Source organism: Sorangium sp. So ce426 (assembly GCF_051475585.1).
Classification (GTDB): Bacteria; Myxococcota_A; Polyangia; order Polyangiales; family Polyangiaceae; genus Sorangium; species Sorangium cellulosum_B.
Genome location: NZ_CP150341.1, coordinates 7,831,668 through 7,847,306 on the forward strand (window position 1 = coordinate 7,831,668; position 15,639 = coordinate 7,847,306).

The 15,639-nt window shown below is 72.7% G+C and carries 9 protein-coding genes and 1 pseudogene; 4 read left to right on the forward strand and 6 right to left on the reverse strand.

All coding sequences use genetic code 11. From position 1 onward, the window contains the following. Nucleotides 1-7: 7 nt before the first annotated feature. Both WMF44_RS29005 and WMF44_RS29010 read right to left on the reverse strand, forming a co-directional pair. Complete coding sequence (locus tag WMF44_RS29005; protein ID WP_437293296.1) at nt 8-787, reverse strand: hypothetical protein; 780 nt, start codon at nt 785-787, stop codon at nt 8-10. 156 nt (nt 788-943) lie between these two features. After that, nucleotides 944-2,170, reverse strand: coding sequence for a sigma-54-dependent Fis family transcriptional regulator (locus tag WMF44_RS29010; protein ID WP_437293297.1), 1,227 nt, complete (start codon nt 2,168-2,170; stop codon nt 944-946). Nucleotides 2,171-2,612: 442 nt separating this feature from the next. Between WMF44_RS29010 and WMF44_RS29015 the strand changes: the two are divergent. Both WMF44_RS29015 and WMF44_RS29020 read left to right on the forward strand, forming a co-directional pair. Further along, nucleotides 2,613-3,815 (forward strand): annotated as a pseudogene (locus WMF44_RS29015) (PAS domain S-box protein); the annotation flags it as partial. 262 nt (nt 3,816-4,077) lie between these two features. Then, nucleotides 4,078-4,395, forward strand: coding sequence for a sensor histidine kinase (locus WMF44_RS29020; protein WP_437293298.1), 318 nt, complete (start codon nt 4,078-4,080; stop codon nt 4,393-4,395). 113 nt (nt 4,396-4,508) lie between these two features. On the opposite strand, the gene WMF44_RS29025 is transcribed toward WMF44_RS29020, so the two are convergent. Next, nucleotides 4,509-5,597: a Kelch repeat-containing protein gene (locus tag WMF44_RS29025; RefSeq protein ID WP_437293299.1), complete on the reverse strand. Its 1,089-nt coding sequence runs from the start codon at nt 5,595-5,597 to the stop codon at nt 4,509-4,511. 51 nt (nt 5,598-5,648) lie between these two features. Beyond that, nucleotides 5,649-6,299 (reverse strand): hypothetical protein, encoded by a 651-nt coding sequence (locus tag WMF44_RS29030; protein WP_437293300.1) that lies wholly within the window; start codon nt 6,297-6,299, stop codon nt 5,649-5,651. Nucleotides 6,300-6,573: 274 nt separating this feature from the next. Between WMF44_RS29030 and WMF44_RS29035 the strand changes: the two genes are divergently transcribed. Continuing rightward, on the forward strand, nt 6,574-10,125 hold the full coding sequence (locus tag WMF44_RS29035; RefSeq protein ID WP_437293301.1) for an AgmX/PglI C-terminal domain-containing protein: 3,552 nt from the start codon (nt 6,574-6,576) through the stop codon (nt 10,123-10,125). Between the two features lie 7 nt (nt 10,126-10,132). Here the strand turns inward: WMF44_RS29035 and WMF44_RS29040 are convergent, their stop codons facing one another. Then, nucleotides 10,133-11,173 carry a Gfo/Idh/MocA family protein gene (locus tag WMF44_RS29040; protein ID WP_437293302.1) on the reverse strand — a complete coding sequence of 347 codons (1,041 nt, stop codon included), beginning with the start codon at nt 11,171-11,173 and terminating at the stop codon, nt 10,133-10,135. A gap of 374 nt (nt 11,174-11,547) precedes the next feature. Between WMF44_RS29040 and WMF44_RS29045 the strand changes: the two genes are divergently transcribed. Then, complete coding sequence (locus WMF44_RS29045) at nt 11,548-12,393, forward strand: hypothetical protein (RefSeq protein ID WP_437293303.1); 846 nt, start codon at nt 11,548-11,550, stop codon at nt 12,391-12,393. Between the two features lie 16 nt (nt 12,394-12,409). Here WMF44_RS29045 and WMF44_RS29050 read toward each other — a convergent pair whose 3' ends face one another. Next, on the reverse strand, nt 12,410-15,445 hold the full coding sequence (locus tag WMF44_RS29050; protein WP_437293304.1) for a PEP/pyruvate-binding domain-containing protein: 3,036 nt from the start codon (nt 15,443-15,445) through the stop codon (nt 12,410-12,412). Between the last annotated feature and the right edge of the window lie 194 nt (nt 15,446-15,639).

Sequence of the window (15,639 nt, forward strand, 5' to 3'; positions counted from 1 at the left end):
ACCCCGCTCAGAAGCAGATCCCGAACTCCGGGTAGCCGATGTCGATGCAGCTCCCGCCGCTGGCACACGGCGCGCCGAAGCTGCTCCCCGGGCAGAGCTCGATGCAGGTGAGGGTGACGCCCTCCCCGGTCAGGTCGCCGCACGCGGCGTTGGACACACACGCCTCGACGCCTCCACAGGTGCCTCCTACAGGGATGGTGCCTCCCGGGAGGCAGGCCGGAGCCCCTCCCACCAGCGCTCCTGGGGCACACCACTCGCCGCCGCCACAGCCGGCGCCGAACGGCGTGCACGCGCCGCCACCGCCGACCTCGGTCACATCGATGGAAATGTCCAGCTGCCCATCCCCGATCGTGATGATCGTGCCGTCCGTCTGGAATTGATAGACCAGCGGCGTGACGGCCCCATCGTGAATCGTGAATGAGACGGTGGGAGGCGAGAGCAGCGTCGCCTGCACGGGCACAAACGTGCCCCCATCATCGCGCTGCAAGACCCAGCCCTGCTCCAGGGTGCTCGAGTAATTGCCGGTGGGCAATGCCGCGCTGAGCACCGTCTCGCCCGGATCATCCGAGGTGCCGAGGTACGTGACGATCGGCCCCTCGATGCTGAAGATCGCGTTGCTCAGCCGGTATACGCGCCCGTTGGTCTGCGCCACCAGGGCGATGCTCGCGCGGCCGGTGGACTCCGCTTCTTCCGTGCCGTCCGGATCGACGGCGCACGCCGGGAGCAGCGGCGCCGCCGCAAGGAACATTGCCGCGAACCCGACGTTGACGAGCGATGATCGACTCATGCTGGACCTCCTCCAAGCGAAAAGACGGTCGAGCATAACGCGCGTCGAACCGCTCGCGGCGCGCGGAGCAAGAATCGGATCGCCGGGACGACGCCGTTCGATCGGCGATGGTGATGGCTCGCTTCTGCGGTGAGCGGCGCGCGCGGACCCGCCGGCTCAGGCCATGCACGCCGAGCGATCGTTCGCCGCGCGCTGCGGGGCTCCCGGGTGTGCCGGCACCAGCACACGCACGGGGCGCAGCGCGCGCGGGGCGAAGCCCGCGCCGGGTGAGAGCGTGAGGCACAGCTCTCCGCCCGTCGGCCTCGCCCGGAGCGCGAGGTGCACGGCGCCGCGGCGCGCAGCCCGGATGGCGCTCACCAGCACGCGAAAGAGCCCGCGCGCCAGGGTGTCGTGGTCCGCCAGGACCACCACGGGCTCGAGCTCCTCGATGCTGGTCGTGACGTCGAAGACAGCCGACTCGACCTCCAGCAGCTCCGCGAGATCGCGGATCAGCGCGTCGAGCGCCACCGGGCGCGGCGCCGCCGCCTCGCCCAGCGCGAGCGCCCGCCACAGCGCGGCGGAGCGCTGGAAGCGGCGCAGCACGCTGGCGGCGAGGTGGAGCAGATCGCGCGTCTGGGCGAGGACGCTCCCGGCGAGCTGATCCGCGGCGAGCTCGATCCTGAGCCGCGCGGCGGCCCGCGCCTGGAGGATGTCCTGGAGCAACCGCCGCAGGTCCTCCATGGGCACGTCCCGCGCAGTGAGCAGACGATCCATGTCCCGCTCGAGCCGCATGGCGAGGAGATCCATCTCGATGGCGCGCGCGGCGCAGAGCAGAATTTCGCGGAGACGACAGCCAATCTCGGGTCTCCTGACCGAGAGGCTGAGCACGCCGATGGCCGCCCCATCGCCGTCCCGGAGCGGGAGCCCATGGCACGTGAAGGCGTGGAATCCCTGAATGAAATGCTCCGGCCCCACGAGCTCCGTATAGCCATCTTCGGCGAGCGCCGTACCGACGCCGTTCGCGCCACAGACGCGCTCCTCGAGCAACGCGCCCGGACCGGGCACGCGCTCGGGGCCGTGAATCGTCTGCTCGTCACCGCGGACATCCAGGAGGATCGCCCGCGCGTCCCCCACCATGATCGCATGGCGCTCGTCGCCCGAGGCCAGGCTGAGCGCGTGAAGGTAGGGTTCGGAAGCGAGGAGGAGGTCCTGGTGCCGCGCGCGCAGGCGCTCGGTGTCGAGCGCGCTCAGGAACTCGGCCTTGGGGCGGCGCGGATCGGCCCCTCCCCCGTGAGAGCGCACCCAGGCGCGGTGCACGTGAGGGCGCAGCTGCTCCGCCTCCAGGGCGCCGATCGAGCGGTAGAGGCGCCCCGCCTCGAGCGCTGATTCCAGCCATGCTGCCATGAGCCCACCCCTCGTTCAAGCGCGCGGTTGCGTCCGCCATCGTCCGCGATTCGACTCCGGGATCTTGCACAGTTCGTACCCTCGACACGCCTCCTCGAGAGGCGAGCCGCGAGGAAGTGAGCTATTTCAATGCTCCATTTTCCGAAGGAAGAGCGCGGACCGTATGCAGGCACCTACCGTCCTGATCGTCGATCATGACGAGGCCCAACGAGAGGAGATCCGCCGCACGCTCGAGGCCGCTGGGCTGCGGGTCGAGCTCGCGGCGACGATCGCGGAGAGCCTGCGAAGAGCCCACCGACCGCCGGACCTGGTGCTCATCGGCGTCGATCTGCCGGACGGCGAGCGGTGCGAGCTCTGCCAGCGCCTCCAGGCGGCCCTGGGCGCGGCGGCCACGCCGGTGCTGCACGCCAGCCGGCCGAACGCGGCCGTCGGTCGGCCATCGATGTCGAGCTCGACGCTCGGTCCGACGTGCGGTTCCGCGTATGGTTCAGCGTATGGTTCCGCGTACGATTGCTGTCGTGCCGGCTCGCGCGCATGGCCGGCCGAGAGCCGGCTCCTGGTGACGGCCGTACGCGCTCTGCTCTCGGCGCGCGCGGCGAACGTCGCGCGCGCCGAGAGCGACGAGCGGTTCCGCGCGGCCTTCGATCAGGCGGCGGTGGGGATGGCCCACGTCTCCCTCGACGACCGCTTGCTCCGCGTGAACCCGAAGCTCTGTGAGCTGCTCGGATACACCGTCGAGGAGCTGCTGGCGCTCCGCGCCCAGGATCTCCGGCACCCGGACCACGCGGAGGGAGCGCTCCGGCACGTCCATGCGCTGGGTGATGGGGAGATCCCCTCGTCCACCACCGAAGAGCGCTGCGTGCGGCGGGACGGGTCGATGCTCTGGGTCGCGGTCACGCGCTCGCTCGCCCGCGATCGCGCGGGGGCGCCGCTGTACGTCGTCGAGGTCGTGAACGAGATCGAGCGCCGCAAGCGGGCCGAGGAGGCGCGGGAGCGGGCGCTCGCCTGCGAGCGCGTCGCGCGCATCCGGGTCGAGCTGGCGGAGGCGCGCGTCGCGCGCCTCCAGACGTTCACGTCCGAGCTCTCGCGCGCGGTGACGCCCGCGCAGGTGGCCGAGGTGGTCCTCTCGCTCGGGCTCGCCGCGCTCTACGCCGACGCGGGGTACGTCGCGCTCCTCGCGGAGGACGACGTGATCGAGGTCCTCCGCGCGCCCGGCTACCCCGAGGACGTTGTCGCGCGCCTGCGCCGCATTCCCATGTCCGCGCGCATGCCCGTCGTCGACTGCATCCGCTCGGGCCAGCTGCTGATCTTCGAGTCGATCGAGGCGTATCAGGCCGCCTACCCCGACGCGCCGGCAGGCGACTGGGCCAAGACCCTGATCTGCGTCCCCATGACGCTGGGCGACGTGACCATCGGGGTGCTCGGGGTCACGTACCGCGACACCTGCCGGATCAGCGAGGACGACCGGCGCTTCATGACCACGCTCGCCCTGCAATGCGCGCAGGCCCTGGAGCGCGCGCGCCTCTACGAGGCCGAGCAGCGGGCGCGGCGGCTCCGCGAGGAGGCGCTGGCCATCGCGGCGCACGACCTCCGGAACCCGCTGTCGTCGATCATCCTGGCCGCGTCCCTGCTCGAGCGATCGGCCCCCGCGGACGCGGCGGGGCAGCCGCAATCGGGCGCGGCAGATCAAGCGCGCCGCGGAGCGCGCCGTCGAGATGCTCGGCGAGCTGCTCGACGCCGCGATCATCGAGGCGAAGGGCCTGAAGCTCGACATCCAGCCGTGCGAGGTGGGCTCGCTCGTGCGCGAGGTCACCGAGATGCTCGCGCCGCTCGCCGAGCAGAAGCGGATCCAGCTCCACACCCTCCTTCCGGGGAGCGGCCTGGAGCTCAGCTGCGACCGCGGCCGCATGCTCCAGGTGCTGTCGAACCTCGTGGGCAACGCCCTGAAGTTCACCGCCGAAGGACGGGAGATCACGATCGGCGCGGAGCGCCAGGGGCCCGCTGTCCGCCTGTCCGTCAGCGACACGGGCACGGGGATCCGGCCGGAAGACATCCCGCGCCTGTTCGATCGCTACTGGCAAGGGCGGGCGGCGCGCTGCGCGGGCGCGGGGCTCGGGCTGTACATCGTCAAGGGCATCGTCGAGGCGCACGGGGGGCGGATCTCTGTCGATAGCGAGCTCGGCGCGGGGACGACGTTCTCCTGCACGATCCCCGTCACGCGCTGAACCCAGGGAGGCCAGTCCGCTCCTCACCGCATGCCCGACGGGTTGCACGACTCCAGCAAACTGGAGCCAACTCCACTTGATGAGCCGGCGCTCCTGCGCCCGGCGCGCGGCCGTTACCGCGCCACGTCGACGGACTCGACGGATGCGGTCAGCTCGTTGTCCGCCGCGGATCGCCCGCCGAGGACGATCACCTCGCCGCCGCCAGGACAGATCAGGGGGCTGAAATACCGCGTGAACTCCAGGGCTCCCGCGGGCTCCCAGCCGTCGCCCGCCGCGTTGAGCCGGAAGAGGCCGTCGGCGATGTTGAGGTAGAGGTCCTGTTCGTCGTTGCACGCCGTCGCGCCGAAGCCCGCAATCGGGATCTCCGAGGGGAGCGCCGGGCCGGGCGACCAGGTCTCGGTCTTCGTGTCGAATCGGTAGACCTCGCCCGAGAACGCCATCCCCTCGCCGACGCCGCCGAGCGCGTAGATCGTGTCACCGCGCCTCGCGACGCCCAGCGAGCGGAGCGTGAACGGCGCCTCGGGCAGGGGGACCCACGCCGCGTCGGGCGTCGAGAGGTCGAGCACGACGCCCCGGGTCAGCAGCTCGCCGGGGCCCGCGAGCGTCCAGCCCCCCACGACGTACAGCCGGTCGCCCACCACCACGGCCCCGTGCCCGGAGCGCCCCTCGGGCAGGTCCGGCATGGCCTGCCATGTCCCTTCGCGTGGATCGTAGCGCTGGACCGTCGCCACCGAGGTGAGGACCTCGGGCTCGTCGATGGCGCTGTCCACGCGAAGGCCGCCGATGCGGTAGAGGAAGCCGCCGTGCGCCACGAGCGCGGTGCTCTCCAGGTGCTCCACGGCCCCGAGGTCCTCCCAGGCGCCGCCTTGCGCGCGGGAGAGCCGCCGGAACCCGGTCGACTGGTGCTCGGCTGCAAAGCCTCCTCCGAGGTTCCCTCCGTAGGTATAGATCGTGTCGTCGGTGAGGGCGGCGCCGAAGGAGCTGACGGCCTCGGGCAGGTCGGGATAGCGGCGCGGGGGCTGAGCCCGCGGCAGATCGAGCTCCCGGGCCTCCCCCGTGGGGACCGTGGGGAGCCAGCGGAACGCTGGGGCCGTCGGGGCCGGCTGCAGCTGCTCGTCGTCGCCGCAACCCAGGACTGCCAGAGCGCTCGCCGCGGCGAGCATGCACCGTGTAAACCACAGCGAACCGTTCCAGTGAGACATCGTGACGGATCTCCTTTTGAGTGAAGCCATGGACCGCTGGCGGCCTCCTCCTCAATCGATCGCGGCGCCATGAGCGATCCAGCGGCGAACGGTGTCTTTCTCGCCGGCCGAGAGCGGCTTCAGCGTCGGCGGCATCGCGAGGCCACACCCCTCGTCGCACGAGACGAGCTCGCATTCGAGCGTTCCATCGATCTTGTGCATGACGTAACTGTGCTCCGGGTCCCCCGGCGCCACGCGCTTCATCCCGGAGGCCTCGCCGGAGTCGACGTTCACGTTCTGCTCGCGGATGGCGGCGAGCTCCTCCGCGCTGACCTGCGCCGGCGGCGTGCTCGCGGTAGGTCCCAGGTAGGGCCGCGTCGGGTCGCCGCCCGTGTCGGCATGACAAGCGGCGCCGGTCGCGCAGGAGCGTTGCAGGAGCGGCAGCACCTCCGTCCGGAACTCCACGGGGCGCCCGGCGTCGAAGCGCGTGTAGTCGTGGCAACGCGCGCCGCCCTGGCCCGCGCTCCCGGCGTCGCCGTCGCCGCCGTCGCCGCCGTTGCCGCCAGCACCGCCATTGCCACCGGCGCGCCCGCGCTCGCCGCCGCCGCACGCGGCTGCCGCGAGCGCCAGCAGGAAAACGGGGACGAGCCGGCGGCGGCTCGACGGCGCGCCCGGCACACGCAGCGAGCTGCGCTCGGCGGGAGGGAGGTTCAGGAGCTGCATCAGGTGCGCGGCAATCTAGTTCAAGCGCACGCTGGACACATGCCTCGATCCCGGCGCTGGCGCCCCTGTCGCGCCCCCGCGGTGATGCTGTCCGTCGAGAGGATGCAAGTCCCCTGCGTCTCCACGCCGCACCGACCACGCCGTGGGATTCGCCGCTCGGCCGCGCTCGCCGAGGCGGGAACCTCGGGCCCGCCCGGGTTGTCGATCGCCCAGCCCCACCGCCGGCGGGCCCGCGCCCTGGCTCGGCCCACCGCGCAACGACCGGAGATGCCCCGTGCCCAGAGCCCTCCTCCGCAGCCGCGCTGCGCTCGCCGCGATCGCCGCCCTCGTCCCTGCCCTCCTCAGCTGCGCCGACAGCCCCTCGCCGCCCGCGACCCCCGCCTCGCTCTCGCGCGGGCCCGTGCCTGCCGCGCCGCGCCCCCTGCCCGCCGCGCCGGCCGTCGCCGTCGCGGCGCGCCGCGCCGAGGCCGCGCCGTTCCGGCTCACCGCCGCGGACGGCACCGGGCTGCGCCTCGTCGCGCTCACCGGCCGCGCGGTGATCGAGGCGCCGCTCGCGCTCGCCGAGCTGCACCTCACCTTCGAGAACCCGGAGGATCGCGTGCTCGAGGGCACCTTCAGCGTGACGCTGCCGCCCGGCGCGAGCGTCGGGCGCCTCGCCATGAAGATCGACGACCGGTGGCAGGAGGGCGAGGTCGTCGAGCGCCAGCGCGCGCGCGAGGCGTACGAGGATTTCCTCCACCGCAAGCAGGACCCTGCGCTGCTCGAGCAGGCGGCGGGCAACGAGGTGAGCGCGCGGGTCTTCCCCATCCCGGCGCGCGGCGTGAAGCACATCGTCCTGTCGTACTCCCAGGAGCTCCGCCCGGACGCGCCCTTCGCCGTCCCGTTGCGCGGCCTGCCCACGGTGAGCCGCCTCGACATCGAGGCCACCGTCGCCGGCGCCGCGGCGCCCGTCCACGCGCTGCGCCGGAACGACGCCGCGCCCGAGGCCGATTTCGTGGTGGATCCCGCGCGGCTCGCGTCGATCGAGGCGCGCGGCGGCCTGCGCAGCGGCGAGCTCGTGCTCGCCCGCGTGAGCGCTCCGGTCGACGCGCGGCCCGATCCGCTCGCCTCCGCGGTGATCCTCGTGGACACGAGCGCCTCCCGCGCGCTCGGGCTCGAGGAGCAGCTCGGCGTGCTCGCGGCCCTCGCGCGGGCGGTCGCCCAGGCAGGCGGCCCGGGCGCGCCGCTCACCGTCGCCTGCTACGACCAGGCCGTCACCCCCGTCTTCGACGGCGCGGCCGCGGCGTTCGGCGAGGTGGAGCTCGCGCGCATCCGCGAGCGGCAGGCGCTCGGCGCCTCGGATCTCGGGCGCGCGCTCCGCTGGGCCGGCGAACGCGCGCGCGCCCGCGGCCAGCGGCGCGTGGTGCTGCTCTCCGACGGCATCGCCACGGCGGGCGAGGTCGCGCCGGGCGCGCTGCGCGGCGCCGCGGCGGCGCTGCGGGGCGCGGGGGTCGAGCGGCTCGACGCGGTCGCGCTCGGCGGCCTCCGCGACGAGGTCGCGCTGCGGCAGATCGTCGCGGCGGGCCTGCCCCGCGACGGCGCCGTGGTCGACGGCGCGCGCGGCGCCGCCGAGATCGAGCGGCGCCTCGGCTCGGCCACGCGCTCGGGGATCGCGGTGAACATCGAGGGCGCGCGCTGGGTCTGGCCCCGCACCCTGAACGGCGTGCAGCCCGGCGACGAGGCGCTCGTCTACGCCGAGGTGCCGGCCGAGCTGCCCGTCCGGCTCACGGTCGACGGCCGCGCCACGACGCCCGACCTCCGCCGCGTGGAGCGCCCGCTGCTCGAGCGCTCCTGGGCCCGGGCGAAGATCGACGGCCTCCTCGCCCGAGAGGGCGAAGGTGGCGACAAGGACGCGATCCGCAAGCAGATCATCGATCTCTCGATCGCGCACCGGGTGCTGAGCCCGTACACCGCGCTGCTCGTGCTGGAGACCGAGCACGACTACGCGCGCTTCGACATCGCCCGGCGAGGGCTCTCCGACATCCTGACCGTGGAGGGCGGCCGCGTCGCCGTGCAGAGGCGCTCGCGGCCGCAGTCCGGGAAGCCGCCGGCCCCCGCGCCGGCCCAACGCCCGGTCGCCGGCGCTTCGCCTGGCAAGCAGGCCGAGGTTTCCACGGAGCAGAGCGCCGACGTTTCCCCTGGCGGGAGCGCCGCCCTGCGCCCTCCCCCCGCGCCGCCGGCGCCTCCTGCCGGCGCGGACACCCGACACTTCTTCATCGTGGACGGGGTCGCGCCGACGGGCGCCAGCGGGAGCGCCGGCGGGCTCGGGCTATCGGGCGTCGGCGAGGGCGGCGGCGGTCGCGGCGAGGGCATCGGCCTCGGCGACATCGGCACCCTTGGCCACGGCAGCGGGGCCGCGGCCGGGGCCGCGGCGCCCGCGCCGAGCGCCGAGGCGGCCACGAGCACCGGCCAGGGCTTCGGCAGCGGGCACGGCCGCCTCGCTGGCAGCCACCGGGCCAGGGCGCCGCAGGTCCGCGCGGGCGCCACCCTGGTGAGCGGCCGGCTCCCGCCGGAGGTGATCCAGCGCATCGTCCGCCAGAGCTTCGGCCGCTTCCGCCTCTGCTACGAGCAAGGGCTCCAGCGCGACGCGGGCTTGCAAGGCCGCGTCGTCGTGCGCTTCACCATCGCCCCGCGCGGCGCGCTCGTCAACGCGCGCGACGGCGGCTCCGATCTGCCCGACGCGGCCACGGTCTCCTGCGTGGTCCGCGCCTTCCGCGACCTCACCTTCCCCGCGCCCGAGGGCGGCAGCGCCGACGTGGTGTACCCGATCCTGTTCGCGCCGTCCTCGAGCGACGCGCCCGCGCTGGCCGCGCCCTCGCCCGACGCCCCCGGTGCGCCCGGCGACGCCGCGCCCCCTCGAGCGGAGCCGTACACCGGCCGCTTCAAGCAGATCCACGACCTCCTCGCCCGGGGCGACGCGCCTGCCGCCGTGCGCGACGCCCGGGCCTGGCACGCGGAGGCCCCCGGCGACGTGCTCGCGCTCGTCGCGCTCGGCGAGGCGCTCGAGGCGGCGAGCGACACGCCGGGCGCCGCCCGCGCGTACGGCTCGCTGATCGATCTGTTCCCGGCGCGCGCGGATCTCCGCCGCTTCGCCGGCGCGCGCCTCGAGCGGCTCGCGGGCGGCGCCGGCCTCGAGCTCGCGGTCGACACGTACGAGAAGGCGCGCGAGCAGCGCCCCGACCACCCCGCGAGCCACCGCTTGCTCGCGTTCGCCCGCCTCAAGCGGGGCGAGCACGCCGCCGCCTTCGACGCGCTCGCGGCGGGCGTCGCGCGCCGCTACCCGCCGGGGCGCTTCGCGGGCGTGGAGGGCATTCTGCGCGAGGATCTCGGCCTTGTCGCCGCGGCGTGGCTCAAGGTGGAGCCCGCGCGCCGGGCGGCCATCCTGGCCCGGCTCGCGAAGGCCGGCGCCGCGCTCGAAAACGCGCCCTCGCTCCGCTTCGTGCTGAACTGGGAGACCGACGCCAACGACGTCGACTTCCACATCCGGGACGACCGCGGCGGCCACGCCTATTACGGCGACCCGACGCTGCCAGGCGGCGGGCGCCTCTACGCCGACGTGACCACCGGCTACGGGCCCGAGTGCTTCACCATCCGCGCGCCCCGGGAGCAGCGAGCGAACCGGTACACCCTGCAGGCGCACTACTACGCGCGCGGCCCGATGGGCTACGGCATGGGCAAGCTGCAGATCGTCGACCACGACGGCAAGGGCGGTCTGACCTTCGACGAGCGCCCCTTCGTGGTCATGACCGACGGAGCCTTCGTGGAGCTCGGCGCCGTCACGCGCTGACGCGCCGCTAGACCCTCTCCCAGCGCCCGCTCTCGACGGAACGGAAGAGCGCGTCGATGACCCGCATGTTGCCCACCGCGACCTCGATCGAATTCTCGACCGGGCTGCCCGTGCGGATGGCGCGCGAGAACGCCTCGCTCTGCAGGTGGTACTGGTCGACGGCGGGGAACGAGGTGCCCCTGGCCGAGCTGCAGTTCAGCGTCGAGCCGTCATCGAGGAAGACCTTGCACGGCTGGTCGGCGGGGGCGTTGAACGGGATCTCGATCTCGAGGCGGCCCCTGGTGCCGAGCGCGTTCACGCGCTGGTAGGCCACCGCCTGCGTGCTGCACGTGAACGTCAGGTGCGCGCCGCCGTAGTCGACGAGGCCCGAGGTCACGCGATCGGTGCCGAACTCGGGATCGCGCTCGACGAGCGCGATCGCCCGCACGGGCTCGCGTCCGAACAGGAAGCGCGACGTGTTCACCGCGTAGCAGCCGATGTCGTAGAGCGCGCCGCCCCCGACTTCCATCTTGTTGCGGATGTTGGTGGCGTCGCGGTTGAAATACGAGAACGCCGCCTGGACGCTGACCAGATCGCCGATCTGGCCGCCTCGCACCCAGTCCCTGGCCTGCTGCCACTGCGGGTGGTTGCGGATCATGAACGCTTCGGCGATCAGCTTGCCCGTCTCGCGCTGGACGTCGACGAGCGCCTCGGCGTCCTTCGCGCTGAGGGCGATCGGCTTCTCGCACAGGACGTGCTTGCCGGCGCGGGCGGCGCGCGCCGTCCACGTCACGTGCAGGTGGTTGGGCAGCGGGTTGTAGACGGCCTCGATCTCCGGATCCTCGAGCAGCTCATCGTAGCTGCCGTACGCCTTCGGGATCCCGAGCGACCGCGCGGCGTCGCGCGCCTTGCCGATGTCGCGCGACGCCAGCGCGGCGAGCTGGGTCAGGGGCCCCCGCTTCATGCCGGGCAGGCTGACCGCCAGCGCGAAGTTGCTCGCCCCGAGGACGCCCCAGCGCACGGGGGTGAGGGATTCTTCGGACGTCGGACGTTCGGCAGATGTGGACATGGGCACCTCGCTGCTCGCGAAACTAACGGTCGACGGCGCGCCTGTAAACGCTCGGCAAGCACCGGCGGAACCGACGAGGCGACGAGGCGACGAGGCGACGAGGCGACGAGGCGACGAGGCGACGAGCGCCCCGCGATCTCCTCGCCGCCAATGACGTACCCGGGATCGTTCAGGGGCGGAACAGGCGAGACAGGCGAGACAGGCGAAACAGGCGAGACAGAGCACGCCATCGAAGTCCCCCTCACGCTCCAGACGTCTGACCATCGGACGTCACGTCACGACTTCGACCCGCGCGCTCGACACCCTCGGCAGACTCTGCCACTATTACCAGAATTGCAGCCTTTCAGTGGGGGACTGATATGGCTCGAAATACCATGGTAGGTCTGATACCGCTCATCGTTCTGGCCGGAACCGGATGCGGCGAGGACGGAGAGTGGCTGGAAGAGCCCCTGGGCGAAGCGCGGAGCGCGCTGGAGGCCGGCAATGCGCTCAACCCCAACGCGCTCAACCCCAACGCGCTCAATCCCAACGCGCTCAACCCCAACGCGCTGGCTGTCGGCGCCTTGAGCCTCATCGCCCTTGGCTCGCAGGCGCTGACCGCGATCCTCGACCCCGGGCCGAACGGCGCCCTCTCACGCGAGCACCTGAGGTACGCCGTCGAATGCGCCCTCGAAAGCTCGCAATCATTCCGCTTCGGCTGGATCGACGCCTCTGGCGTCTATCACGACGAGATCTACACAGGCATGCTCGGGCTCGCGAGGAGCTGGGCGTGGATCCCGCTGGATGGTGACGGACAGCGCTGGGTCTCGGCGTGCCTCGCGGCGCGCACCAACTACTACGGGGTCCCCGTCACGCTCTCCTCGCGTGGACCCACGAAGGCGATCAACAAACAGAACACGCCGGAGGTGTCCACGTTCACGCGGGAGGAGGGCGCGTTCTGGGGCAACATCTACGGGAGCTCGCCGGCGCTCTATGCCTGCCATGTTCCAGAGAACGAGGCGAGCTCACGCGCGGCGCTTCGCGACTGCGCCGCCGGGCACATCGACGAGACGACTGGCACCATCCAGCCGTGCGGGGCGATCCAGCTCCTTGGCCCGTGCAGCAGCTATTGCGACCCCATTGCCCCCAAGAACGGCATCTACCACCCTTCCTGCTTCACGGATCCGGCGAACCGCCCGGCCACCATGAGCTTGCAGCCGATCACGGTGTTCCTCGAATGAGAGGGAGGCGTCGAGCCTAGTATTCGCGGCAGTCGCCAGGCGCCTCCAGCGTGCCGAAGCTGTAGGGCCGCGCCTGCTTCACCAGCAGACGGCGCTCCGGGCCGATCAGCTTCCATTCGATCTGCATCGCGTAGAGCCGGTTCTCCCCCTTCGGGTCCACCAGCGGCCGGTAATGAGCGTGGACAGACTCGAGCACGCACCCGAGCCGCTGGACCTCCGGGAACGACAGCACGTCGCGCCCGCGCGACAGGCTCGAGCGCGTGAGGTACTCCGCCTTGATCGTGCGAGGCGGCGGCGTGTACACGATCTCGTCGCTCGTCACGCCGGGCGCGGGGTTGGTGACCGAGGCCTCCCCGATCTGCGCGTTGATGTAGTACTGGCTGTCGCGGGTGGCGTCGAGCGCGTTGCGGCTGATCGCCACGCCCTGCGCGCGCTCCGATTGCCATGCCTGGTGCACGAGCACGGCCATGGCGGCGCGCGCCTGCTCGACGTGGCCGAACTCGCGCTCGTCGTAAGCGCGCGTGTTCCACAGGCTCGCCCAGACGGTGCGCAGCGCGTCCTCGATGGAGCTCGACTCGGCGTCCAGGTCGCCGCTCGTCGACGTGTGCAGGCCCGCGCCGTTGAAGGTCGCGAGATCCTCCGTGTTGCTGCTGCTGCGCAGGCGCACGCGGTCGCCGCCGAAGCGCTGCTCGATCGCGCCCGTGACCTCGCTCAAGATCGCGGGGTCCACCGGGTGCGCCAGCATCCGCGCCCGCACCTCGGCCAGGCCCTCGGCGTGCGCGTGCGGATCGGCGCGGAACTCGGGATCCTGCTCGAGCTCGGCCAGGAGCTCCGCCGCGCCGCTCGCCTCGAAATGATCCATGTAGTGCGAGAACGGGATCGCGAACGCGGCGGGCGGCACGTACAGCGGCAGCAGGTCGAGCGGGCAATACTGCCCCACGCCGCTCACCCGGTAGAGCTCGGCCATGCCTGCCGCCTTGGAGCCGATGCTGTCGCCCATGGCGTAGCCCGCGGCGTCGAGCGGCACGACCCCGCGCACGGAGCGGTCGAGCGCCGGCGAGAGCCGCGCGCCGGTCGGCTTGCGCTTCTCCCAGTAAGCGTCCGCCTCCTGCGCGGTGGCCTCGCGGATGTCGAAGTCCGACGCGCGCACCTCGAGCCGCACCAGCTTGCCGAACAGGGCCTTGAGGCGCGCGTCGTCGCGCGCGCCGCGCAGGGCCATGTTCGGCGTGCCCCGGCCGCGCGCCAGCACGTTCACGTGCGCGAGCGGCGTCTGGAACGCCTCGGTGATGAGGCCGCCCATGAACGCGGTCTCGTTCGGCACGTCGTCGGTCACCACGATCACGTTGGGCCCGAGCTCGGCCGTCTCGAGATCGCGCGCCGGGACGAACGTCAGCGTGCCAAAGCCCTCGGCCGGGTTGAGCGACTGGTACGTGAGCCCCTTGTACGGCGCGTTCGGCCCCACGATGGGCGCGGTCCCCTCGATCGCCCGCAGCTCGAGGATCTGGCGCCCTTCGGTGGGCCGTATCGCCCACGCCTCCGGGTCGGGCACCGCCTTCATCGCCGCGAAGAACGCGCGCCGCATCTGCTCGCCGACGATCTGGTCGCCGGGCGAGAACTCGACGGTCTTGGCTCCGTTGGTGTGCTCGACCAGCGTGCCGAGGAGGTAGCGACGGCCCTCGGCCCGGAAATACTCGGTCTGGCTGAACACCCCCCAGCCGACGTTGAACTCCGCGGCTTGCGCGGGATCGCAGCGATCGAGGTGGGGCTCCTTCCGGATCTGCTCGCGGACAAACGTGTAGTGGAGCGCCCACGTTCGCGTGCTCAGGAGGTGCACCGTGTCGTTCGCGGCCATGTCGACGACGAACTTGACGCCGAGCTCACCGACAGCGGTGCCGCCCTCGGCCAGCTCGGCGAAGTCCGCGGCCGTCTCCAGCCGGTGCGCGCGCCCGCTCGCGAGCTCACGCCCCGGGAGCTCGGCGCAGCCCTCGTTCGCGGCGCCGGGGCTCGCCGCTGCGCAGAAGCGCGGCGCCCCGGTGGCGTCGGGCACGCGGGCCAGCGACGCGCCTTCGGGCCAGGCCATGAAGTCGATGCGATCGCTCGGCTGCGGGCTGTCCTCGCGCCACAGCGTCGCCACGCCCTCGAAATCGGGCGAGGCCTCGAGCTCGGCCGTGTCGCTCGCGCCCACCGGGACGCTCACCCGCTCCCCGGGCGCGAGCGTGACGGACGGCTCGGGCCACGCGAGCAGCACGCCCGCATCGGCGCCGGGCGGCGCCTGCCCAGGGGAGAGCGCGGCGAGGCGCAGCGCGAAGCCGTCGAGCGCGACGGGCGCGCCGCTCGCGTTCAGCACCTCGACGAACCCCGCGGGCCGCAGCGAGAGCTCGGAGATGACCAGCGGACCGGCGATGGCCGGGAACGGCTCGGGCCACGGGAAGGGCGCGAAGCGGATGCTGTCGTCGAGGTTCGGCGGATCCGGCGGACCGCAGGTCTCGCCGTTCTCTCGCTCGGGCGTGGCATAGCGGCAGATCGACGGCTCGCCCGTGCCGTCGGGCAAGCGCGCGTAGCTCTCGGACCGCGGCAGCTCCGGCACATTCACCAGGTCGGCGAGCTGGCACGACGACGACCACAGCGCCACGCGCGCGCCCGAGTTCGAGAGCTTGAACGGCAGGTGCAGCGGGCCCTGCTCCGGCGTGTCGTCGGCCCAGAACAGCGCCGTTCGCCCCGGCCCGAGCGTCAGCTTCGGCAGCCGTGTCGCCTTGCCGGACTTGTCGCTCAGCGCGTACTCCCCGAGGTCGAGCGCGCGCTGGCCGATGTTCATCAGCTCGATGAAATCGTCCGTCTCGCCGACCTCGTCGACCCAGGCGCCGTCGTTGCCGGTCATCACCTCGTTGATGCGAAGATCGCCGCTCGGCGCGGGCGCGGCGGCCACGGGAAGCTCGAAGTCGCACACCCTCGTCTCCGGTGGGTTCTCCTCCGTCGGGAGCCGGGTCTCGCCCGAGCAGCCGACGCCAAGGGCGAGCGACAAGAGGGCCGCGCCCACGCGCGGCTGGGACAAAGGGTGAACGTGATCGCTGGGTGAGCGCTCCATCATGCGTGCTCCCGTCGTTCCTGCACCGTCATGCCCGCTCCGACAGCACGCGGCGTGCCGCACGCGCCGGCGCCTGGCGCGGCGCAGAAAGCTCGTGGAACCCAGTCCTTCGGCCGCATGGCGTGGCTCTCCGTGCGCCGGGCTGTGCCAGCTCCCGCGCC

Coding starts and splice junctions, on each gene's coding strand:
- WMF44_RS29030 (WP_437293300.1), bottom strand. CDS start 6,299: ATGCAGCTCCTGAACCTCCCTCCCGCCGAGCGCAGCTCGCTGCGTGTG.
- WMF44_RS29045 (WP_437293303.1), top strand. CDS start 11,548: ATGGTAGGTCTGATACCGCTCATCGTTCTGGCCGGAACCGGATGCGGC.
- WMF44_RS29020 (WP_437293298.1), top strand. CDS start 4,078: ATGCTCCAGGTGCTGTCGAACCTCGTGGGCAACGCCCTGAAGTTCACC.
- WMF44_RS29025 (WP_437293299.1), bottom strand. CDS start 5,597: ATGTCTCACTGGAACGGTTCGCTGTGGTTTACACGGTGCATGCTCGCC.
- WMF44_RS29010 (WP_437293297.1), bottom strand. CDS start 2,170: ATGGCAGCATGGCTGGAATCAGCGCTCGAGGCGGGGCGCCTCTACCGC.
- WMF44_RS29005 (WP_437293296.1), bottom strand. CDS start 787: ATGAGTCGATCATCGCTCGTCAACGTCGGGTTCGCGGCAATGTTCCTT.
- WMF44_RS29040 (WP_437293302.1), bottom strand. CDS start 11,173: ATGTCCACATCTGCCGAACGTCCGACGTCCGAAGAATCCCTCACCCCC.